We start from the raw sequence: 19,437 nt of genomic DNA on the forward strand, positions 1-19,437 counted from the left end.
TTTGCCGCCTAACGTCCGGGGTAGCCGCCTCCCGTGCCTGATCGTGATCCTCGTATGGAGTCGTCCCCCGGGCCGGAGCTGCGCCCGAGCGACCAGAACGAGCCGGGGATCGTCCGCCGGCGGCGCGGCCGGGGGTTCAGCTATCTCGGCCCCGACGGCGCGCCGGTGCGCGACCCGGACACGCTGGCCCGGATCAAGGCGCTGGCCATCCCGCCGGCCTGGCAGGACGTGTGGATCTGCGGCTCGCCCGACGGCCATCTGCAGGCCGTGGGGACGGACGCGGCGGGCCGGCGGCAGTACCGCTACCACGACGTGTGGCGTGAGCAGCAGGACCGGGTCAAGTTCGACCGGGTGCTGGACGTCGCCGAGCGGCTGCCCGCGTTCAGGAAGGCCGTGGACGACCAGCTGGAGGGGCGCGGGCTGACCAGGCAGCGGGTCCTGGCCGCCGCGGCCAGGCTGCTCGACATCGGCTTCTTCCGCATCGGCGGGGAGAGTTACGACACCTACGGGCTGGCCACGCTGCGGATGGAGCACATCACCTGCTCCAGCGGCATCATCGTCTGCTCCTACCAGGCCAAGGGCGACATCGCGCGCGAGGTCGAGGTGGCCGACCCGGCGGCGTGCAAGGTGCTCAGGGCGCTCAAGGGCCTCGGCGTGCAGGGCGAGCTGCTGCGTTACCGGCACTCCGGCGGCTGGAGCGACATCAGGAGCGAGGACATCAACGAGTACCTGCGCGAGATCATCGGCTACGAGGTCACCGCGAAGGACTTCCGCACCTGGCACGCCACCGTGCTCGCGGCCGTCGGGCTGGCGGTGTCGCGGCCGGCCAGGACTCACGGCCGCACCGGCAAGCAGCGCGCGGTGACCCGGGTGATGCGCGAGGTCGCCGAGTACCTGGGCAACACGCCGACCGTGGCCAGGGCGTCGTACGTGGACCCGCGCGTCGTGGAGGCCTACGACCGGGACAGGACCATCGCCGCGGCGCTGACCGAGCTGGGCGCGGACGCCGACTTCGGGCAGCTGGCCACGGCGGGCCGGGTGGAACAGGCAACTATTGAGCTGATTCGTGCCGTTTGAGGGGTTCTAACCCGGGCATGCGGCGACAGAAGAGGGAGGCTTGCGATGGAAGCTCCGCAGTACGTCGCGGCCCGCGTCCAGCAGGCGCTGGCCGAGGACGGACGGACGCACGAGCTCGGAATTCGCGTCGACATCAGAGGTGACCAGCTGTTCCTGCGCGGCCAGGTGAGCGGGACGGAGCAGCGCGAACGGCTCGGACAGGTGGCGCACGAGGCCGCGCCCGAGCTCCATGTGCACAACGAGATCAACGTCGTGGAGGCGACCGCGCCGGGGGAGGATGAACATCTTGACTGACCTGCGCATAGCCGCGGTGGGGGACATCCACCTGGGCGAAGACGTCAGAGGCCGCTACCGCAAGAAACTCGACGGCATCGAGGACCGCGCGGACGTGTTCATGCTGGCGGGCGACCTGACCAGGCACGGCACGCTGGAGGAGGGCAGGCTGGTGGCCGACGAGCTGCGCGGCCTGCCGATCCCCACCGTCGCGGTGCTCGGCAACCACGACTACCACTCGGACCTCCAGTACGAGATCGCCGCCGAACTGCGCGACGCCGGCGTCATCGTCCTGGACGACGACGGCGTGGTGATCCAGTGCGGCGACAAGAAGCTGGGCGTGGTCGGCGGGAAGGGCTTCGGCGGCGGGTTCGCCGGCAAGTGCGCCAGTGAGTTCGGCGAGCGCGAGATCAAGAACTTCGTCTCCCACACGCGCCAGATCGCCGAGAAGTGGAAGGTGGCGCTCAAGGAGATCGTGGCCGACGAGCGGGTGGTGCTCTCCCACTACTCCCCGACCAAGGAGACGCTGGAGGGGGAGCCGCACGAGATCTACCCCTTCCTCGGCAGCTACCTGCTGGCCGAGGCGGTCGACACGGCGGGCGCCGACCTGATCCTGCACGGGCACGCGCACAAGGGCAGCGAGAAGGGCATGACGCCGGGTGGCATCAGGGTGCGCAACGTGGCGCTGCCGGTGCTGAACCGGGCCTACGCCGTCTACTGCCTCGACTGCGAGAACGGCTTCGCCGCCGAAGGCGGCTGAACGGCGCGGACACCGAAGCGCACAGGCTCCTCGGAAATGAGGAGCCTGTGCGCTTTTCCGGGTGCTTTTCCGGGTGCTTTTCCGACGGGCATGAGAGACCGCTGGGCCGTTCTCGGAGATCGGCCCAGCGGTCGGGGACGGGTGGGCGGCCGGTGACGGGCGCCCCTAGACATTGAAGATGCTGACCCCACCAGGCCCGACCAGGAAACCGATCACGATGAGGACGATCCCCCAGAGCAGGTCGCGCCGGGCCAGGATCACGTAGATCCCGGAGATGACGAGAATGACGGCGATGATCCAGAGCAAAGTAGCCATGCGCACCAACTGCCCTCAGCGGTCACCCCTTAACGTCTTTTCCTTCCGGTAAGAGGAAGAAGATCTTCTCGTCCGTTCGTCACTCGCCGGCCGACTTCATCAGTTTCGCGTAACCCAGCTGCAGCCAGTCGGAGATCGCGACCGCGGTCATGGTCGCGCCCACGAGCCTGGTCGCCTTGGGGGCGAGCACCAGGCCCGCCGCGTACCCGGTGGCCACCCACTGGGCCAGGCAGAACGGGCAGGCGAGCAGCTCGCCGATGGCGCCCTTGGGCTTCTCCTGGAGCTCGGAGGGGCCGCCCTGGCCCTCGTACTCGGTGAAGGGGGCGCGCAGCGGGCTGGTGACGGGGTCCTTGGCCAGGCGCCGCGACACCTTGTGCGTGCACGCCGCCATGAGCACGAGGTCCATGACCCCGACGTGGTCGGGCGCGCGGCGGCCGGCCAGCAGCGCCGCCGCGGCGGCCATCGCCACCGTGCCGCCGTACGCGCTGAGCAGCCCGAGATAGCCGCGGAGCGGGCGATCGTGCTCTCCCTCGTACGCGCGCTCCGTCTTTTCCAGTATTTCGGTCATACGCCCTGGCGCTACCCGGAAGCCTTACCCTCCAACGTCTAGCCGCCGATGGGCTGGGTAGCCCGGTCACATGAGCAGCCACGGTCACGCGGTCACCGACGCCATCCTGGACACGCTCAAGCGTGCCAGCTCTGGGCTGAAGGACGCCGGGGTGAAGTTCGCGCTGGCCGGCGGCTGCGCGGCCTACGCGCGTGGGGCGGCGCCCTCGCTGCACGACGTGGACTTCGTGCTGACCGAGCACGACGTGCCCGCCGCGCTGGAGGCGCTGCGCGGGCTGGGCTTCCAGACGGCCAAGCCACCGGAGGACTGGCTGGTCAAGGCCTACGACGAGGGCCGCCTGGTCGACCTCATCTTCCGGGTGTCCGACCTGCCGATCACCGACGAGCTGCTCGACCGGGCCGAGCCGCTGAAGGCGTCGGCGGTGATCGTGCCGGTGCTGGAGGCCACCGACCTGGTCATCTCGTGGCTGCTGCCGCTGTCGGAGCACGCCTGCGACTACGGCGCGCTGCTGGCCCAGGTGCGGGCGCTGCGCGAGCAGGTCGACTGGTCCCGGGTGGCCGCCGTGACGGCCAAGTCGCCGTACGCGGCCACGTTCATCACCCTGCTGGAACGGCTGGGCGTGCTGGACGGCCCGGTGGTCGCCTCCGGCGACCCCACCTGGCCGTGAGCGCGCTCAGCCCCTGCGGGTGGCGGCGGTGACGCGCTTGAGGATGCGGTCCCACTCGGTGCCGAACGGGTTGTCCTGGACCAGGTAGGTCCACGTCGCCGTCGGCCGCCCCAGATCGGGCTCCGGCGCCTCGAACGACTCCAGCGAACGCCGCTCCACCTCGGCGAGCAGTGACTTGTACTCTTTGACCGCCTCGCGGTGGAACTCGTCGATCGGGCTCATCCGGCCCAGCGCCCGCAGGTGGATGCCCTCGCGCAGGTCGGTCAGGAACGCCAGGTGCTCGGTCCAGCAGCGGTCGATGGCGTGCAGCACGATCTGGCGGGCCGTCTCGTTTCTGGTGTCCTCAGGCAGCTCCGCCCAGCGCTCGGGATCGGCCTCGGCCAGCGCCTTGGCGGCGGCGTCGCCGTGCAGCACCTTGTCGCGCCACTCCAGGATGAGCTCGCGCTGGTGCTCAAGCAGGCGCGTGTAGCGCCACGTGTTGCGGTGGATCTCCAGGTTGACGCCCTCGGCGACGCGCTGGGCGTGGCCGACGAGGTAGGCGCCGCGCCGGTGGCGGACCAGGCCGTCGGCGTCGGCGGCGGGCGGGCGCTCGTCGGGGACGAACTGGGTGATCAGGTCGTCCTTCATGCTGACGAAGAAGACCGAGCCGCCCGGGTCGCCCTGGCGGCCCGCGCGCCCGCGGAGCTGGTCGTCCAGGCGGCTGCTGGCGTGCCGGCCCGAGCCGATCACGTAGAGGCCGCCCAGCTCGGCCACGCCGTCGCCGAGGCGGATGTCGGTGCCGCGCCCGGCCATCTGGGTCGAGACCGTGATGGCGTCGCGCTCGCCGGCCCTGGCGATGATCGCGGCCTCTTCGGCGTCGTTCTTGGCGTTGAGCACGACCGGCTCCAGGCCGCGCCGCTGCAGCAGCTTGGCCAGGTTCTCCGACTCGGCCACGTCGAGCGTGCCGATGAGGATCGGCCGGCCGCTCTCGTGCACGGACTGGATCTCCTCGACCAGCGCCGCGTCCTTGTCGGGCACGGCCGGGTAGACGCGGTCGGGCTCGTCGGTGCGCACGCACGGCCGGTTGGGCGGGATCACCGCGACCTTGAGCCCGTAGAACTCGCCGAGCTGCTCGCTGACCGCCACGGCGGTGCCCGTCATGCCGCAGATCTGCGGATAACGGCGGATCAGGCCCTGCACGGTGATCGAGTCGAGGATCTCGCCCTTCTGGCTCGGCGGCAGCGCCTCCTTGGCCTCCACGGCCGCCTGGAGGCCGTTGGGCCAGCGCTGCAGCAGCGCCACCCGGCCGCGCGAGGGGTTGATCAACTGCACCTTGCCGTCGCGCACGATGTAGTCGACGTCGCGGGCCAGCAGCGCGTGGGCGTGCAGGGCCAGGTTGAGCTCGATCAGCGTGCCGGGCTCGTGCTCGTCGTAGAGCTCGACGCCGAGCAGGTTCTCGACACTGTCGGCGCCCTTGGGGGTGAGGTAGACGTTGCGGGCCTGCTCGTCGATCTCGTAGTGGTAGCCGCGGACGAGCTGGCGCACCAGCGCCGCCATCTCCGGCACCGCGCTGCCCGGATCGGCCGCGCCCGCCATGACCAGCGGCACCCGGGCCTCGTCCACGAGCACGGAGTCGGCCTCGTCGATCAGCGCCACCTCGGGCGCGGGCACGATGATCTCGCTCGCGTCGGTACGCAGCCGGTCGCGCAGCACGTCGAACCCGATCTCGCTGACCGGCCCGTACGTCACGTCCTTCGCGTACGCCGCGCGCCGCTCCTCGGGCGTGGAGTTCTGGTCGATCCAGCCCACGCTCACGCCGAGCGCCTCGTAGAACGGGCCCATCCACTCGGCGTCACGCCTGGCCAGGTAGTCGTTGACCGAGATGACGTGCACCCGCTTGCCCTGCAAGGCGTAGCCGGCCGCCGCCATGGCCCCCGACAGGGTCTTGCCCTCGCCGGTGGCCATCTCGGCGACCTTGCCGTCGAGCAGGGCCAGCGTGCCGAGCAACTGCACGTCGTAGGGGCGCAGGCCGAGGGTGCGGTCGGCGGCCTCGCGCGCGACCGCGCAGAACTCGGCCAGATCGTCCATGCCGGGCGAGGGCAGCTCGTCGAGCTCGCCGACCCGGCCGGCGCGCGCGTGCGCCGCCTTCACGACCTTCTGGTAGGGCGTCAGAGGAACGCCTCCCGGCCGATCCAGAAGGTTCCTCAGTATTCCCTTGAACGAGGCCACACTTCCTCCAACGCGCGCTTCGCCGACACCGTTCCCTCGGCCGGCCCTGTGCCGGCTCCGCCGGCCTTCTGCCGTGTCAGGGGGAGCGGAGCGACGGTCCGGCAAGCGTCGCCGTACCGGACCTTAACTCATCCGGCCGCCTGCGCCGTCACATCACGCCGCATCGGCCCGTGCGGCGAGTACGGTGACGGCGGCCAGCAGCAGGCAGCCGGCCCAGGCCGGCGCCGTGAGCCGTTCACCGAACAGCACGACCCCGAGCAGCGCCGCGCCCACCGCCTCGCCGAGCGAGATGATCGACACGGTGGTGGCCCGCAGGGCGGTCAGCGCGCGGAAGAACAGCCCGTACGCCAGCGCGGTCGGCACCGCGCCCAGATAGACCAGCAGCCAGGCCGAGGTCCAGCTCAGCTCGGGCACCACCCCTTCGGCCAGCGCGAACGGCGCCAGGCAGACAGCGCCGACGACGAACCCGCCGATCGACACGGACTGGGGGTCGTCGTCGCGGTAGCGGCGGGAGAAGAGCGTCACCCCCGCGTACCCGGCGGCCGAGCCCAGGGCGAAGGCGATGCCGAGCACGGAGGACGCGCGGGCCTGCAGCACGCTCTCGCCCGTGAGCAGGAGCAGCCCGGCCAGGGCGGCGGCCAGGGCGGCGAGCGCGACCCGGCCGAGGTGCTCGCGCAGCAGGAAACGGCTGCCCAGAGCGGTGAAGACCGGGGTGGCGCCCATGGTCACCACCGTCGCGAGCGCGACGCCGGTGTGCGCGATGGCGGCGAAGTACGCGGTCTGGTAGACGGCCATCCCGGCGCCGACGACCAGGACGCGCCAGGTGAGCAGCCCGCCCCGAGGCCGCCGGCGGGCCAGGGCGAGCAGGAAGGCGGCGCCGAGCAGGTAGCGCCAGAGTGACACGCCGACGGGGCCGAGGCCGCCCGTCTCGAAGAGCAGGACGCCGGCCGCGCCGCCGGTGCCCCAGGCGGTCGCGGCCACGGACACGTAAAGGGCGCCCCGCCGGGCGGAGACATGGGTCATGACAGGGGTTCTCCGGATGGAGTGGTCGGAATGGGCCCGTATGCGGGCAGCGACCACCCCCGGATCCGTCAGACCCGGCGATATCTGGACAGGCCGCCCGCTAGAGGGCGGGCGGAGGGGAGCAGATCAGACGTCGCGGCATGGGCCACAGCGTAGCGGCCGCGCGGGGCTCACCGCGACGGCGTATCCGCGCCGCACGTCCACGGCGTTCCGGGCCGCACATTCACGGCGTTCCCGGCCTCATGGTTTGCGGGCCACCCCGCCCACCAGCAGTTCCTCCCAGGGCGCCAGCGGGCCGGGGAGGCGATCGTCGGGATGCCACTCGGGGAAGTGCACGACGCCGGGCTCCACGAGCGTCAGACCGTCGAAGAAGCGCTCGACGGTCTCGCGGTCGCGGAAGTGCCCGGTGCCCATGGTCGCCTGGAGCATGATCTCCAGCGCCTTGGCCTTCGGGTTGTCCGAGGCCAGGAAGTTGGAGGCGGCCAGGTGACTGCCCGGGGCCAGCGCGTCCATGTACCGCCGGATCAGGGCGTGCGGCTGCTCCTCGTCGGAGAACAGGTGCAGCACGCCGATGACCAGGATCGCCGTCGGCTGCGACAGGTCGATCAGCCGGCGCAGGGCCGGATGGCCGAGCACGGCATCCACGTCGCGGGCGTCGGCGGTGATGGCGTCGGCGTTCGGGTTGCCGCCGAGTATGGCGCGGGCGTGCGGCTCCACCATGGGGTCGATGTCCACGTAGACCACCCGGGCCGCAGGGTCGGCGAACTGGGCCACCTCGTGGGTGTTCTCGACCGTGGGCAGCCCGGCGCCGAGGTCGACGATCTGCTTGACGCCCGCCTCGCGGACGAGGAAGTCGACGACCCGGCCGATGAAGGCCCGGTTGCACCACACGAGGTCGACGACCTCGGGCACCGCGTCCTTGAGCCGGCGCGCCACCGAGCGGTCGGAGGAGAAGTTCTCCTGGCCGCCCAGCAGGGCGTCGTGCACCCGGGCCACGCTGGGCCGCTCGGGATCGACGCCCGGAGGGGCCCACTCCTGCTCGCCGCTGAGACTCATCCGAGCTCCTTCTGCCATCCGTGACGCGGATCGTATCCAGAGCCGGGGCGCCCACGCTCCGGCTGGCGTGCGGTTGTCAGGAGAGTCAGCTCACGCAGTCGGGCTGCCCGCCGGGACCACGGCGTGCGCGGGCGGCTCCCGTTTCGACAGCAGCCGCTTGAGCCGGGGCGCGAGCGGCCGCTCCACGAACCGGTGCACCAGGTACGCCGCCCCCAGCATGACCGCGATCATCGCCACCAGCAGCACGTATTTGTTGACCGTGTCCTCCAGCCGGGCGAACAGGATGAACCCGACGTGGGCGTGCAGCAGGTACAGCGGATAGGTGAGTGCCCCCGCCGTCACCAGCGCCGGCCTGGCCAGCACCCGCGTCACCCGCAGCGCCACGAACGTCATGATCAGGAAGATGAGCACGACCACGGCCGTGATGATCGCCGGTGAGTACGTCACCGAGTACCGCGTGCCGACCGCCTCCGCGTACCCGATGGCCCGGTAGACCGCGTTGCCCAGGCAGATCGGCACCAGCAACGCGATCTGCACGCTCAGCCCGAAGCGGTAGAGCATGAACAGCGCCATCCCGGCGATGAAGTAGTGGGAGAACTCCGACTGCACGACCAGGTCCGCGATGCCCGGCAGCAGCCCCAGCTCGACCAGGAAGGTCAGCGCCAGCCAGCCCCACAGCCCGGCCATGATCCGGCCCTTGGTCATCCCGATGAAGGTGAAGGCCAGCATCAGCAGGTAGAACCGCATCTCGGCCCAGAGCGTCCAGTAGACGACGTCCACGTTCTCGATGTTCGGCACCGACTGGAACATGGTCAGGTTGGCCAGCACCTGCGGTAACGAGACCTGGAACAGCCCCTGTCCGAGCGTCACGGTCACCACGGCGGTGATCGCGATGCCGATCCAGTACGCCGGATAGAGCCGGACCACGCGGGACACCACGAACTGCCGGGGCGTCCTGCCCCAGGCGCTCATGAGCACGACGAAACCACTGATGAGGAAGAACAGGTCGACGCCGAGATAGCCGTACTTGGCCCAGGCGCTCTCGGTGACGAACGTCACAGTGGTCTTGCCGCCCGCCCACCCGGAGAAGACGTAGTGGAACAGCACGACGCAAAGTGCCGCCAGCAGCCGGAGCCCGTCGATCTCATAGAGCCGTTCTGGCCTGGTTCGCACGGTTGTCTCCCTTCTGATGTGGACAGGGTGGCGGCATCAGCTTGCAAGTTGGTTAACGAACGTCCAAGGCATTCTTACGGGTTTACACGAATACCGACGGGTAGTTGATGTTCTGCCCGAAAAGACGGAAGAAGAGAGGAAGAGAGCCCGATGGCGCTCTGGGACTATCGACCTGACGTCTACGACCGTGGGCAGGCACTGGACATCGCTGGATTCCACGTCCAGGCCACCGACGGGAAGATCGGGTCCGTCGATGAGGCGACGTACGAGGTCGGCGAGAGCTATGTGATCGTCGACACCGGTCCGTGGATCTTCGGCAAGAAGGTCATGCTCCCGGCCCAGGTGATCACGAGCATCGATCCGCAGCAGCGGAACGTGTTCGTGTCCCGCACCAAGGCCGAGATCAAGGACGCCCCCGAGTTCGACGAGGGCACGTTCAAGGAGCCCGAGTACCGCACGCGGCTGGGGGACTACTACGGCCGTATGCACGGGTGACGCCGTGTCGCCAGAGGAGGGCCGCGCCCGAGGGTGCGGCCCTCTGGCATATGTCCGCGATGTACCTGACAGAAGATGGCAGGTACGGCTGCGAGGCTGAACGGCATGACAACGAAAGCAAGGCTGCTGGCCTTCACCATCGACTGCGCCGACCCCCGCACCCTGGCGACCTTCTACCACGAGGTGACCGGGATGGAGATCACGTACGCGGAGGACGAGTACGCCGCCATCACCGACGGCACCACCAGCATCTACTTCGGCCGGGTGCCCGAGCGCGAGCCGGCCGCCTGGCCAGGGCCCGGCAAGCAGTTCCACCTCGACTTCCGGGTGCCGGACGTGGAGACGGCGGTCAAGGAGTACGTCGCGCTGGGGGCCACCAGGCCCGAGTTCCAGCCGGGCGTCACCGAGGAGGGCACGCGCTGGGTCGTGCTGCGGGACCCGCAGGGACACCTCTTCTGCGTCTGCCCCGAAGCATCGTAAGGGGGCTGGAACGGGGCGAAACGCCTGGTCGGGCTCAAGGATGAGCCACATGTCCGTGCGAGTCGCCCCCGACTTGTAATGTTTTATCAGCCTAAAGGATGATTCTGCGGCCTCCCCGGCCTCATAAGCTGGAGCAATGCTCTTGAGAGGATCCCCGAGTCTGCGCGGGCCGCGATGACGTGGGTCGGCATGCTGATCGCCCTCGCGGGCGCGCTGGGATACGCGTTCGGGGCCGCGCTGCAGCAGTACGAGGTCGTGGCGGAAGGCGCCTCGCTCAAGCTCGCCAAGCGTCCGCGCTGGTTGGTGGGCGGCGCCATCTCCCTCAGCGGCGCGTGCCTGCACGCCGTGGCGCTCAGCTTCGCGCCCCTGGTCGCCGTGCAGCCGATCAGCGTGGCCACCCTGGTGTTCGCGGTGCCGCTGGCCGCCTTCATGTACGGGCGGCGGCCGTACCGCGCGGAGATCCTCGGCTCCATCGCCGTGGCCGTGGGCCTGCTCTGGCTCATGCTCCTGGTGCCCACGCACAACGTGACGCCCAGGCTCGGCGACGGGGCGGCGCTCGGGTTCATCGCCGTCATCGGGGTGGTCACGCTGGCCACCCAGGTGATCGCGAGCCGGGTGCACGGGCCGGCCAAGGCGCTGCTGCTGTCGATCGGCGCGGGCGCCGCCACGGCGAGCGTGTCCACGTTCGTGCGCGTGATCGGCGGCGGCATGCAGGGCGACTGGGGGCGGCTGATCCACTGGTTCAGCCTGGTCGTGCCGGTGCTGCTGATCTGCGCGGTGGTGCTGCTGCAGCGCTCCTATGCCGTGGGTTACTTCGGCATCGCCTACGCCGGGGTGCAGGTCATCGACCCCATCACCTCCGTGCTGGCCGGAGCGCTGCTGCTCGGGGAGCCGCTGCCCACCGACGCCTCGACGGCCGTGCCCGCCGTGCTGGCCGCCGCGCTGACCATCGGCGGCACGATCACGCTGGGCCGCCTCGCCCCCGACCACAACGCCAAGCCGGTCACCGCCCAGCCCGCAGCCCAGCGCGCCGCCCAACCGGCCAACGGCTCCGCGCAGCAGGCCGCCAAGCCCGCCAACGGCTCGGCGCAGCGCGCCGGCCGGCCTTCTCCTGAGCGGGCCGCGCCGCCGGTCGAGCGCACGATCACCGTGCAGGTTCCCCAGGTGGACGCCAGCGCAGCAGCTCGTCCATCGACCGCAACATCAGACCTGGGCTGAGCCGGGCCGCCGCCGACAGGCCGGCGTCGCGCAGCCACACCGCCGCCGGGTTGCGGATCTTGCTCATCCGGCACAGCGTCATCGATCGCTGAACGATCTTCGTGGTGCGCTCCACCCGGGCGGCCGAGTACGCGGCCAGGTCGCCCCCGGCCACGTGCGCCAGCACCACGCCGTCCTCGATCGCCTGGCAGGCGCCCTGCCCGAGGTTCGGGGTCATCGCGTGGGCGGCGTCCCCGACCAGCGCCACCCGGCCCCGGTGGAAGGCGGGCAGCGGCCGGGCCTGGTGGATGTCGTTCCTGATGATCATCGCGGGGTCGGCCGCCCGCAGCAGCGCGGGGATCGGCTGGTGCCAGCCGCCGAACCTGCGCAGCAGCTCCTCCCGCTCGTCGGCGTGCACGGTCCCGGCGGGCAGCACGTCGGTGGCGTAGAAGTAGACCACGTCCCCGGCCAGCAGGTGGACGCCGAACACCGTGCCCCGGCCCCAGCTCTCCGAGCGCGGGACGGTCAGGCCGCCGCGCGGGACGAGGCCGCGCCAGGCCGTCACCCCCGAGTACGCCGGCCCTGGATGGCCGGGGAAGAGCGCGCGCCGGGTGGCCGAATGGATGCCGTCGGCCGCCACGACCAGGTCGGCGTCCAGGTCGCCCGCCTCCGTGCGGACGACGCCCCGGTCCGCGTCCACGTCCTTGACGGCCGTGCCGAGCAGCAGCCGGTCGTGGCCGAGCGCGTCCAGCAGCACCTCCATCAGCGTGGCGCGCAGCAGGACCACCACCGAGTCGCCGTAATCGGCGTCGGCGTCCGCCTCGGTGGCGCGCACCATCCAGCGCCCGTCCGAGCGCCGCACGCCGAAAGGACCCTCCGCCGCCGAGAGCGCGCGGATCCGGTCGCCGAGGCCGACGGCGTCGAGCGCCTTGAGCGCGTTGGCCGAGATCGCCAGCCCCGATCCGACCGGCTCGATCATCGGCGCGCGCTCCAGAACGGTCACGTCCCATCCCTTGCGGCGCAGCGCCACCCCGGCGGCCAGACCGCCGACCCCGCCGCCGATCACCACGGCTTTCGCCATCGCGCATCACTCCCTCACTACGTCTGTAGTGTCACTGTACTACGCCTGTAGTTCGCTTCCACTACCCCTGTAGTATCGGTTTCCGTGAAACGCTCAGACGTCGTGGCGGACGCGGCCATCACCCTGCTGGCCGAGAGGGGCATGCGCGGCTTGACCCACCGGGCCGTGGACGAGGCCGCCGGCCTGCCGCCCGGGTCCACCTCCAACCTGGCCCGCACGCGGGCGGCGCTGCTGGAGCTGACGCTGGCGCGGCTCACCGAGCTGGAGGTGCGGGCGCTGGCGGGGGCGTACGGGGCGGAGTCGTACGAGCCGGCCGAGCTGGCCGCCCGCATGGCCGACGCCCTGCACATCCAGCTCAAGGACCGCCGCCGCACGCTGGCCCGCTACGAGCTGGCCCTGGAGGCCACCCGGCGGCCGGAGCTGCGCACGATCTACGACCAGGCCGGGCGGCGTTTCCGCGATCCGGCCGTCGCCCTGCTGGCGGCCCTCGGCTCGCCTGAGCCGGTACGGCACGCGCGCGGCCTCGTGGCGTTCGGGGAAGGGCTCATGTTCGACGCCATCGCCGGGGCGGGCGCCGTACCGGACCGGGACGAGCTGGAAACGGACCTGCGCGAACTCCTGACCGGCATGCTCGGCCGCACCCCCGGCCCGCAACCCTGACCCGCGCCCGCCTCTGCCCGCGTGGGCTCAGGTGAGCGTCACCGGGCCGGGCCGGCCGGACAGCACCACGGTGAGCGTGGGCCGGCGGCCCTCGGCGAGGTCGAGCCGGGTGCCCACCGCCGCCAGATCGCGCCGTACGGCCTCGGGATCGGGATGGACGGCGGACACGGACACCAGCTCGACCACCGGCAGCCCGTCGGCGGGATGGCGGGCCGAGCCCCAGTCGATCAGGAACGGCACCAGCCGGCCGTGCCCGGCCCGGTCCGGCGGGGTGAGCCGCCAGCTCAGCAGCTCGCCGGACGGCGTGCGGCGGGACATGTCCTGCGGGTCTCCCGGGTCGTAGCCCTGCTCGCGGGCGCGGGCGGTCACCGCGTCGATGTCCTCCACCGCCAGCGCCCACCCCGCCAGTCCGGCCGCCCGCAGCCCGTCGATCCCGAACGGGCGCGGCCCGGCCGGGTCCTCCTGCTCCGGGTCCGGCCCGACGATCTCCAGATAGCTGCGGCCGCCGAGCCCGACCAGCCGGTTGCGGGTGCCGAAGCCCGGGTGCCGGCCGCCCTCGGCCGGGCGCACGCCGAGCAGCCGTTCCAGCTCGGCCACGGTGGCGTCGAGGTCGGGGGTGGCGTACACGAGATGGTCCAGGATCATGAACGCATTCCAGCACGCCGGGCGCCCCCGGCGGGCGTTTGGACCCGGCGCTCCTAGGAAAGCTTGAGGCGGGCCGCCAGGCGGTCGCGGTGCGGCGGCCACTCGTCGTCGAGGATGCCGAAGCAGACGGTGTCGCGCCAGGTGCCGTCGGACCTCCTGCGGTGCCGGCGCAGCGTGCCCTCGTGCAGGCCGCCGATGCGCTTGATGGCGTTCTGGGAGCGCAGGTTGAGGTTGTCGGTCTTGAGCAGGACGCGGTTGTAGCCGAGCGCGAAGGCGTGGTCGATCAGGAGCAGCTTGCAGCTCGTGTTCACGGCCGTGCGCCAGGCGGCGCGGCCGTACCAGGTCCAGCCGATCTCGATGCTCTCCTCGAAGCCGGGCACGTCGCAGTACGTGGTCCAGCCGACGGCCCGCCCGCTCTCCTTGGCGATGACCGCGTGGGGCACGTGCCGGTCGTCCTCGATCAGCGTCCGCGCGGTCGCACCCAGCGCGGCCTCCGTGCGCGGGGTGTCGATGGGCAGCCAGCGCCAGACGTCGTCGTCCCCGCCTCCGGCGGCGAACAGGTCGGGTACGTGGTCCAGGGCGAGCGGCTCGATCCGGACGACGTCGTTCTCGAGCACCACAGGCGCGGGCAGCTTCGCGGTCATGCGGGCCACCCTATGAGGCCAGGTCAGCCCGGTTCATGGCCACCTGTCCCTTTTTACGGGGAACCACCTGTCGACACTCATACCGGCCGGTCGGTAGGCTCACCGCATGGACTTCGCCTATGACCACGTCACCGAGGACCTGCGCGAGCGACTGCTCCGCTTCATGGACGAATGCGTCTATCCGGCCGAGCCCGCCTTCGAGGAGCAGGCGGCCACCTCCGGCTGGAGCCCGCCACCGCTGCTGGAGGACCTGAAGGACGAGGCCAGGAAGCGCGGCCTGTGGAACCTCTTCCTGCCGGGCGAGCACGGCTCGGGGCTGACGAACCTCCAGTACGCCCCGCTGGCCGAGATCATGGGCCGGAGTCCCAGCATCGCGCCCACGGCCACGAACTGCGCCGCGCCCGACACGGGCAACATGGAAGTGCTGTCCATGTTCGGCAGCGAGTGGCAGCGCAAGGAGTGGCTGCGGCCGCTGCTCGACGGCGAGATCCGCTCGGCGTTCGCGATGACCGAGCCCGACGTCGCCTCCTCCGACGCCACCAACATCTCCACCTCGATCACCCGCGACGGCGACGAGTACGTCATCAACGGCCGCAAGTGGTTCATCTCCGGCGCGATGAACCCCGGCTGCAAGATCTTCGTCGTCATGGGCAAGACGAACCCCGAGGCGCCCAAGCACCGGCAGCAGAGCATGATCCTCGTCCCCCGCGACACCCCCGGGCTGCACGTCAAGCGCGGCATGCACGTGTTCGGCTACACCGACGCCGACCACGGGGGTCACGCCGAGGTCGTGTTCGAGGACGTACGCGTGCCGGCGGAGAATCTCATCGGCGAGGAGGGCGGCGGCTTCGCCATCGCCCAGGCCCGGCTCGGCCCCGGCCGCATCCACCACTGCATGCGCCTGATCGGCATGGCCGAGCGCGCGGTCGAGATGATGTGCAAGCGGGCCCTGGGCCGGACCACCTTCGGCAAGCCCGTGGCCCAGCAGGGCGTGGTCCAGGACTGGATCGCCGAGTCCCGGATCAAGATCGAGCAGGCCCGGCTGCTCGTGCTCAAGACGGCCTGGCTGATGGACACGGTGGGCAACCAGGGCGCCCACACCGAGATCCAGGCCATCAAGATCTCCACTCCGATCACCGTGGAGTGGATCCTCGACAAGGCCGTCCAGGTGCACGGCGCGGGCGGCGTCTCCCAGGACTTCCCGCTGGCCGCCCTCTGGGCCGGGGCGCGCTCCCTGCGCCTGGCGGACGGGCCCGACGAGGTGCACAAGCGGTCGCTGGCCTATCGCGAGCTCAAGAGGTGGATGTGAACGAGACGGAGATCAAGGAGCGCGTGGCCGCGTTCCTCGGCGAGCACGATCCCGGCGGCGACCGGCTGGAGTTCCTGCGGGCCAGGTTCGACGCGGGCCTGGCCTGGGTGTGGTTTCCCGAGGGGCTGGGCGGGCTGGGGGCTCCCAGGGAGCTGCAGCAGGTCGTGGAGCGCGAGCTGGCCGACACGCCGCAGATCAACGGCGGGCTCCAGGGGATCGGGCTGGGCATGGCCGCCCCGACGATCCTGGCCTTCGGGACCGAGGAGCAGAAACGCCGCTTCCTGCGCCCGCTGTGGACGGGGGAGGAGATCTGGTGCCAGCTCTTCAGCGAGCCGGGCGCGGGCTCCGACCTGGCCACGCTGGCGACCAGGGCGGTCAGGGACGGCGACGAGTGGGTGGTGGACGGGCAGAAGGTGTGGACGTCGGGTGCCCATCACGCCCGGTGGGCCATCCTCGTCACCCGTACCGACCCGGACGTGCCCAAACACCGCGGGATGACGTACTTCGTGTGTGACATGCACGCCCCCGGCGTCGAGGTGCGGCCGCTGCGCCAGATCACCGGCGAGGCCGAGTTCAACGAGGTGTTCCTGACCGGCGTGCGGCTCCCCGACGACCTGCGGCTCGGTGCGGTCGGCGACGGCTGGCGGGTCGCGCAGACGACGCTGATGAACGAGCGGGTGGCCATCGGCGGCGCCCCCACCCGGCGCGGCGGCGGCGCGATGGCCGCCGTGCTCGGCGCCTGGCGCGAGCAGCCGGAGCTGCGCACCCACGACCTGCACCAGCGGCTGCTGTCGCTGTGGGTGGAGGCCGAGGTCACCAGGCTGTCCGGGACGCGGTTGCGCGAGCAACTGTCCGCGGGCCAGCCGGGCCCCGAGGGGTCGGGCATGAAGCTGTCGTTCGCCCGGTTGAACCAGGCGCTGTCCGGGTTCGACGTGGAGTTCCGGCGTGACCTCGGCTACGACGACTGGGCGTTCCGCCGTTCCGAGGACGTCGACTTCTTCGGCCGCGGCCCCGGCTACCGCTACCTGCGGGCCAAGGGCAACTCGATCGAGGGCGGCACCTCGGAGATCCTGCGCAACATCATCTCCGAGCGGGTGCTCGGCCTGCCCTCGGAACCCCGTGTCGACAAGGACGTGCCCTGGAAGGACCTGCCGCGATGACGCTGCTCTACTCCGACGTCGAGGAGGAACTGCGCGCGGCGGTGCGCGGGCTGCTCGCCGACCGCTGCCCGCCGGCGACGGTGCTCAAGCGGATCGAGTCCGAGCCGTACGACTTGGACCTGTGGAAGACGCTGGCCGGTGAGATCGGGGTGGCCGGGCTGCTCGTCCCCGAGGAGCTGGGCGGGGCCGGCGCCTCGGCCAGCGAAGTGGCCGTGGTGCTGGAGGAGCTGGGCCGGGCGGTGACGCCGGTGCCGTTCTTCACCAGCTCGGTGCTGGCCACGCGGGCGCTGCTGCCGACCCGCGACGCGCTGCTCGGCGAGCTGGCCGAGGGACGCAGGACGGCCGCGCTGACCGTGTCGTTCGCGGCGTCGCCGTACCAGCCGGGGCGGGGCTCGTCCGTGAGCGTGGACGGCGACGGGAGGCTGTCCGGGACCGTCACCGGCGTGGCCGGGGCCGAGGTGGCCGACGTGCTGCTCGTGCCGGTGGACGGCGACCTGTACGTGGTCGAGGGCGCCCCGGCCGAGGAGGCGACGGTCGAGGTGGTGACCTCGCTCGACCTGACCAGGCCGGTCGCCACCGTCACGCTGCGGCGGGCGCGGGCCCGGCGCGTGGGCGCGTGCGACCTGGCCGGGGTGCTGCGGTTCGGGGCGGGGCTGCTCGCCTCCGAGCAGCTCGGCGTGGCCGAGTGGTGCCTGGACACGACGCTGGCCTACGTCAAGGAGCGGCACCAGTTCGCCCGGCCGATCGGCTCCTTCCAGGCGATCAAGCACCGCCTGGCGGATCTGTGGCTGGATGTGGTCAGGGCCAGGGCCGCCGCGCGGAACGCGGTCGCCGACGGCTCGTCGATCTCCGTGGCCGTGGCCCAGTCGTGGAACGCGGGCGTGGCCGTGCACGCCGCGGAGGAGGCGGTGCAGCTGCACGGAGGGATCGGGATGACGTGGGAGCATCCCGTGCACCTCTACCTCAAGCGGGCCAAGGCCGCCGAGATCGCGCTCGGCACGCCGGGCGACCACCGGGAGGCGCTGGCCTCAATGGCGGACGTCCCCGGCCCGGGGTGAGCCGCCGTCGCCGGATGCGGCTTCGAGCGAGGACAGCAGCAGGTCGGCGAAGTGCCGGCCGACCTGGGCGCCGGTGAGCGGCCCCGCCGCGGAGAACCACGTGCCCAGGTGGTGCACCGAGCCGAAGAAGTAGTCGACGACCAGCTCCGCCGGGACGCGGTCGCTGAAGATGCCGGTGCGCTGCCCCTCGGCCACGAGCGCGCGGAAGCGCTCGTGATAGCGGCGGCGCTCGGCGCGGACGTTCTTCTGTGTCTCGGGCGCGAGCAGGTGGATGGACCTGAAGAAGATCTTCGAGTCGTCGAGGTTCGCGGCCGTCGTCTCCACGACGTCGGCCGCGGCCCGGTGCAGGCGCTCGCGCAGCGTGCCAGGCCCGTCGGCGATCCGCGTCAGCCGGTCCATCTGCATGCGCAGGACGCGGGCGTAGATCTCGTGCAGCAGATCATCTTTTGAATCGAAATAGTGGTACATGGCGCCTTTGGTGACCCCGGCCGCCACCACGATCTCCTGGACCGAGGTGCTCTCGAAGCCACGCTCGGCGAACAGCCGGGTCGCCTCGGCGAGCAGGCGCTGTCTGACCGGTTCCTCTTTCACACGATCCCCCTTGGTCACCGCCTTAGCGTACCGACTGGTCGGTTGCGGCAGGGTCAGTGGTCTTGCGGGTACTAATTCCGTCACCTTAGGCTCGCCTTGGTTAGGGAACGGGTATCTCTTGACCGGCGAGGGATCTTCGGCGTGGCAGATCCTGCAACACCTACTCATTCGGGGAGTTTGCCGTGCCCGGTGGCTCTATCTACGTGCAGCCCAACGAGAAGTACACAGGATCTTCCCCGCAGTGGTGGTACGAGAAGTTCTGGCGCGAGGACGCGCCTGCCCGGCGTAAGTACCGATACGTCAAGGCCGCTGTGGGATTCGTCGTCGGCGTGGCGCTGGGCCTGCGGTTCGGCTTCGCCGGCGGCTCCGCGTTCACCGGACTGCTGCTGGCGGGAGCCGTCGCCGGAGGCGACTGGCTGCTGCATTGGCACGCCTTCCACAAGACGGCCGTGTGGCGCGGCGCGCGCCGCGGCGAGGCGATCACCGGCCGCATCCTGCGCCGGTCGCTCAGCCGCCACGGCTACCACGTCCTCGACGGCCGGGCGATCCGCGGCCAGGCCTCGATCGACCACCTGGTGATCGGTCCCGGCGGCGTCTGGATCCTCGACAACGAGTCGTGGGCCCCCGACATCGAGATCGCCTGCTACGCCGGACGGCTGTTCATCGGCGAGAAGTACGGCAGCAAGGTCGCCAAACCGCTGGTGGAGCAGGCCGAGGCGTTCTCCGAGCTGCTGACGCGGGAGACCGGCGTCCCGGTGAGCATCATGCCCGTGCTCGTGGTGCACTGCGGGATCCTGCCCAAGGAGGGCGTGGTCATGGGCGAGGGGCTCACCTTCGTCAAACCGCGGACGGTCGCCAGGCTCATCAAGTCGGCCGAGCCGGGGGCGCTCAACGAAGCCCAGATCGAGCTGCTGGCCCGTACCGCGGCCCGCGAGCTTCAGCGCGTCTAGCCCCGGGACTCACGCGCTGGGGACTCACGCGCTGGGGACTCATGCGC

The 19,437-nt window shown here is 71.1% G+C and carries 22 protein-coding genes; 12 read left to right on the forward strand and 10 right to left on the reverse strand.

Translation table 11 applies throughout. The features are described from left to right. Positions 1-54 precede the first annotated feature (54 nt). The 3 genes from B0I32_RS41000 to B0I32_RS41010 are packed head-to-tail and all read left to right on the forward strand — an operon-like array spanning position 55 to position 2,110. The gene (locus tag B0I32_RS41000) at positions 55-1,077 is read left to right on the forward strand and encodes a DNA topoisomerase IB (RefSeq protein WP_106248917.1); all 1,023 of its coding nucleotides are present in this window, start codon (positions 55-57) and stop codon (positions 1,075-1,077) included. 45 nt (positions 1,078-1,122) lie between these two features. Then, on the forward strand, positions 1,123-1,371 hold the full coding sequence (locus B0I32_RS41005; RefSeq protein WP_106248918.1) for a BON domain-containing protein: 249 nt from the start codon (positions 1,123-1,125) through the stop codon (positions 1,369-1,371). After that, positions 1,364-2,110 (forward strand): metallophosphoesterase family protein, encoded by a 747-nt coding sequence (locus B0I32_RS41010; RefSeq protein WP_219912285.1) that lies wholly within the window; start codon positions 1,364-1,366, stop codon positions 2,108-2,110. The genes B0I32_RS41005 and B0I32_RS41010 overlap by 8 nt, the downstream gene beginning before the upstream one ends. Positions 2,111-2,275: 165 nt before the next feature. Here the strand turns inward: B0I32_RS41010 and B0I32_RS58230 are convergent, their stop codons facing one another. Together B0I32_RS58230 and B0I32_RS41015 are read right to left on the reverse strand one after the other, a co-directional pair. Then, on the reverse strand, positions 2,276-2,425 hold the full coding sequence (locus tag B0I32_RS58230; RefSeq protein WP_181308348.1) for a GPGG-motif small membrane protein: 150 nt from the start codon (positions 2,423-2,425) through the stop codon (positions 2,276-2,278). Between the two features lie 79 nt (positions 2,426-2,504). Further along, entirely contained in the window at positions 2,505-2,993 is a 489-nt protein-coding gene (locus B0I32_RS41015; protein ID WP_106248921.1) for a DUF1360 domain-containing protein, read from the reverse strand. A 70-nt stretch (positions 2,994-3,063) separates the two neighbouring features. On the opposite strand from B0I32_RS41015, the gene B0I32_RS41020 reads away from it, so the two are divergent. Continuing rightward, the gene (locus B0I32_RS41020) at positions 3,064-3,660 is read left to right on the forward strand and encodes a nucleotidyltransferase (RefSeq protein WP_106248923.1); all 597 of its coding nucleotides are present in this window, start codon (positions 3,064-3,066) and stop codon (positions 3,658-3,660) included. 6 nt (positions 3,661-3,666) lie between these two features. Here the strand turns inward: B0I32_RS41020 and secA2 are convergent, their stop codons facing one another. The 4 genes from secA2 to B0I32_RS41040 all read right to left on the reverse strand — a co-directional run bounded on the left by secA2 (position 3,667) and on the right by B0I32_RS41040 (position 9,120). After that, on the reverse strand, positions 3,667-5,790 hold the full coding sequence (gene secA2 / locus B0I32_RS41025) for an accessory Sec system translocase SecA2 (RefSeq protein WP_245956348.1): 2,124 nt from the start codon (positions 5,788-5,790) through the stop codon (positions 3,667-3,669). Between the two features lie 231 nt (positions 5,791-6,021). Continuing rightward, on the reverse strand, positions 6,022-6,891 hold the full coding sequence (locus B0I32_RS41030; protein ID WP_106248926.1) for a DMT family transporter: 870 nt from the start codon (positions 6,889-6,891) through the stop codon (positions 6,022-6,024). Positions 6,892-7,131: 240 nt separating this feature from the next. Continuing rightward, positions 7,132-7,947 carry an SAM-dependent methyltransferase gene (locus B0I32_RS41035; RefSeq protein WP_106248928.1) on the reverse strand — a complete coding sequence of 272 codons (816 nt, stop codon included), beginning with the start codon at positions 7,945-7,947 and terminating at the stop codon, positions 7,132-7,134. A gap of 90 nt (positions 7,948-8,037) precedes the next feature. Continuing rightward, positions 8,038-9,120 (reverse strand): acyltransferase family protein, encoded by a 1,083-nt coding sequence (locus B0I32_RS41040; RefSeq protein WP_181308350.1) that lies wholly within the window; start codon positions 9,118-9,120, stop codon positions 8,038-8,040. A 150-nt stretch (positions 9,121-9,270) separates the two neighbouring features. On the opposite strand from B0I32_RS41040, the gene B0I32_RS41045 reads away from it, so the two are divergent. From B0I32_RS41045 to B0I32_RS41055, 3 genes are all read left to right on the forward strand, one after another. After that, positions 9,271-9,615, forward strand: coding sequence for a hypothetical protein (locus B0I32_RS41045; RefSeq protein WP_106248932.1), 345 nt, complete (start codon positions 9,271-9,273; stop codon positions 9,613-9,615). 105 nt (positions 9,616-9,720) lie between these two features. After that, positions 9,721-10,095, forward strand: coding sequence for a VOC family protein (locus B0I32_RS41050; protein WP_106248934.1), 375 nt, complete (start codon positions 9,721-9,723; stop codon positions 10,093-10,095). A gap of 189 nt (positions 10,096-10,284) precedes the next feature. Continuing rightward, entirely contained in the window at positions 10,285-11,313 is a 1,029-nt protein-coding gene (locus B0I32_RS41055) for a DMT family protein (RefSeq protein WP_245956349.1), read from the forward strand. On the opposite strand, the gene B0I32_RS41060 is transcribed toward B0I32_RS41055, so the two are convergent. Beyond that, positions 11,240-12,373: an FAD-dependent monooxygenase gene (locus tag B0I32_RS41060; RefSeq protein WP_106248935.1), complete on the reverse strand. Its 1,134-nt coding sequence runs from the start codon at positions 12,371-12,373 to the stop codon at positions 11,240-11,242. The genes B0I32_RS41055 and B0I32_RS41060 overlap by 74 nt on opposite strands. A gap of 84 nt (positions 12,374-12,457) precedes the next feature. Between B0I32_RS41060 and B0I32_RS41065 the strand changes: the two genes are divergently transcribed. Next, entirely contained in the window at positions 12,458-13,033 is a 576-nt protein-coding gene (locus tag B0I32_RS41065; RefSeq protein WP_106248937.1) for a TetR/AcrR family transcriptional regulator, read from the forward strand. 27 nt (positions 13,034-13,060) lie between these two features. Here the strand turns inward: B0I32_RS41065 and B0I32_RS41070 are convergent, their stop codons facing one another. Next, positions 13,061-13,678 (reverse strand): VOC family protein, encoded by a 618-nt coding sequence (locus tag B0I32_RS41070; RefSeq protein ID WP_106248938.1) that lies wholly within the window; start codon positions 13,676-13,678, stop codon positions 13,061-13,063. A gap of 53 nt (positions 13,679-13,731) precedes the next feature. Next, positions 13,732-14,322, reverse strand: a complete 591-nt coding sequence (locus tag B0I32_RS41075; protein ID WP_106248940.1) for a GNAT family N-acetyltransferase — start codon at positions 14,320-14,322, stop codon at positions 13,732-13,734. Between the two features lie 106 nt (positions 14,323-14,428). On the opposite strand from B0I32_RS41075, the gene B0I32_RS41080 reads away from it, so the two are divergent. From B0I32_RS41080 to B0I32_RS41090, 3 genes are read left to right on the forward strand one after another with little or no spacing between them, the layout of a single operon-like run. Next, positions 14,429-15,631, forward strand: coding sequence for an acyl-CoA dehydrogenase family protein (locus tag B0I32_RS41080; protein WP_106248941.1), 1,203 nt, complete (start codon positions 14,429-14,431; stop codon positions 15,629-15,631). Next, positions 15,628-16,791, forward strand: a complete 1,164-nt coding sequence (locus tag B0I32_RS41085) for an acyl-CoA dehydrogenase family protein (protein WP_106248943.1) — start codon at positions 15,628-15,630, stop codon at positions 16,789-16,791. The genes B0I32_RS41080 and B0I32_RS41085 overlap by 4 nt, the downstream gene beginning before the upstream one ends. After that, a complete protein-coding gene (locus B0I32_RS41090) occupies positions 16,788-17,849 on the forward strand; it encodes an acyl-CoA dehydrogenase family protein (protein ID WP_106248945.1) in 1,062 nt (353 codons plus the stop codon). The genes B0I32_RS41085 and B0I32_RS41090 overlap by 4 nt, the downstream gene beginning before the upstream one ends. On the opposite strand, the gene B0I32_RS41095 is transcribed toward B0I32_RS41090, so the two are convergent. After that, positions 17,820-18,440: a TetR/AcrR family transcriptional regulator gene (locus B0I32_RS41095; protein ID WP_245956350.1), complete on the reverse strand. Its 621-nt coding sequence runs from the start codon at positions 18,438-18,440 to the stop codon at positions 17,820-17,822. The genes B0I32_RS41090 and B0I32_RS41095 overlap by 30 nt on opposite strands. Before the next feature lie 182 nt (positions 18,441-18,622). Here B0I32_RS41095 and B0I32_RS41100 point away from each other — a divergent pair, with 182 nt between their 5' ends. Continuing rightward, the gene (locus B0I32_RS41100; RefSeq protein WP_106248948.1) at positions 18,623-19,390 is read left to right on the forward strand and encodes a nuclease-related domain-containing protein; all 768 of its coding nucleotides are present in this window, start codon (positions 18,623-18,625) and stop codon (positions 19,388-19,390) included. Positions 19,391-19,437: the final 47 nt, after the last annotated feature.

This window comes from Nonomuraea fuscirosea, from assembly GCF_003001935.1.
GTDB classification, from domain to species: domain Bacteria; phylum Actinomycetota; class Actinomycetes; order Streptosporangiales; family Streptosporangiaceae; genus Nonomuraea; species Nonomuraea fuscirosea.

What these genes read in the sequence shown, in the direction of transcription:
- B0I32_RS41020 (WP_106248923.1), top strand. Translation starts at nt 3,064, where the DNA reads ATGAGCAGCCACGGTCACGCGGTCACCGACGCCATCCTGGACACGCTC.
- B0I32_RS41080 (WP_106248941.1), top strand. Translation starts at nt 14,429, where the DNA reads ATGGACTTCGCCTATGACCACGTCACCGAGGACCTGCGCGAGCGACTG.
- B0I32_RS41070 (WP_106248938.1), bottom strand. Translation starts at nt 13,678, where the DNA reads ATGATCCTGGACCATCTCGTGTACGCCACCCCCGACCTCGACGCCACC.
- B0I32_RS41035 (WP_106248928.1), bottom strand. Translation starts at nt 7,947, where the DNA reads ATGAGTCTCAGCGGCGAGCAGGAGTGGGCCCCTCCGGGCGTCGATCCC.
- B0I32_RS41060 (WP_106248935.1), bottom strand. Translation starts at nt 12,373, where the DNA reads ATGGCGAAAGCCGTGGTGATCGGCGGCGGGGTCGGCGGTCTGGCCGCC.
- B0I32_RS41000 (WP_106248917.1), top strand. Translation starts at nt 55, where the DNA reads ATGGAGTCGTCCCCCGGGCCGGAGCTGCGCCCGAGCGACCAGAACGAG.
- B0I32_RS41090 (WP_106248945.1), top strand. Translation starts at nt 16,788, where the DNA reads ATGACGCTGCTCTACTCCGACGTCGAGGAGGAACTGCGCGCGGCGGTG.
- B0I32_RS58230 (WP_181308348.1), bottom strand. Translation starts at nt 2,425, where the DNA reads ATGGCTACTTTGCTCTGGATCATCGCCGTCATTCTCGTCATCTCCGGG.
- B0I32_RS41075 (WP_106248940.1), bottom strand. Translation starts at nt 14,322, where the DNA reads ATGACCGCGAAGCTGCCCGCGCCTGTGGTGCTCGAGAACGACGTCGTC.
- B0I32_RS41045 (WP_106248932.1), top strand. Translation starts at nt 9,271, where the DNA reads ATGGCGCTCTGGGACTATCGACCTGACGTCTACGACCGTGGGCAGGCA.
- B0I32_RS41055 (WP_245956349.1), top strand. Translation starts at nt 10,285, where the DNA reads ATGCTGATCGCCCTCGCGGGCGCGCTGGGATACGCGTTCGGGGCCGCG.
- B0I32_RS41015 (WP_106248921.1), bottom strand. Translation starts at nt 2,993, where the DNA reads ATGACCGAAATACTGGAAAAGACGGAGCGCGCGTACGAGGGAGAGCAC.
- B0I32_RS41050 (WP_106248934.1), top strand. Translation starts at nt 9,721, where the DNA reads ATGACAACGAAAGCAAGGCTGCTGGCCTTCACCATCGACTGCGCCGAC.
- B0I32_RS41005 (WP_106248918.1), top strand. Translation starts at nt 1,123, where the DNA reads ATGGAAGCTCCGCAGTACGTCGCGGCCCGCGTCCAGCAGGCGCTGGCC.
- B0I32_RS41030 (WP_106248926.1), bottom strand. Translation starts at nt 6,891, where the DNA reads ATGACCCATGTCTCCGCCCGGCGGGGCGCCCTTTACGTGTCCGTGGCC.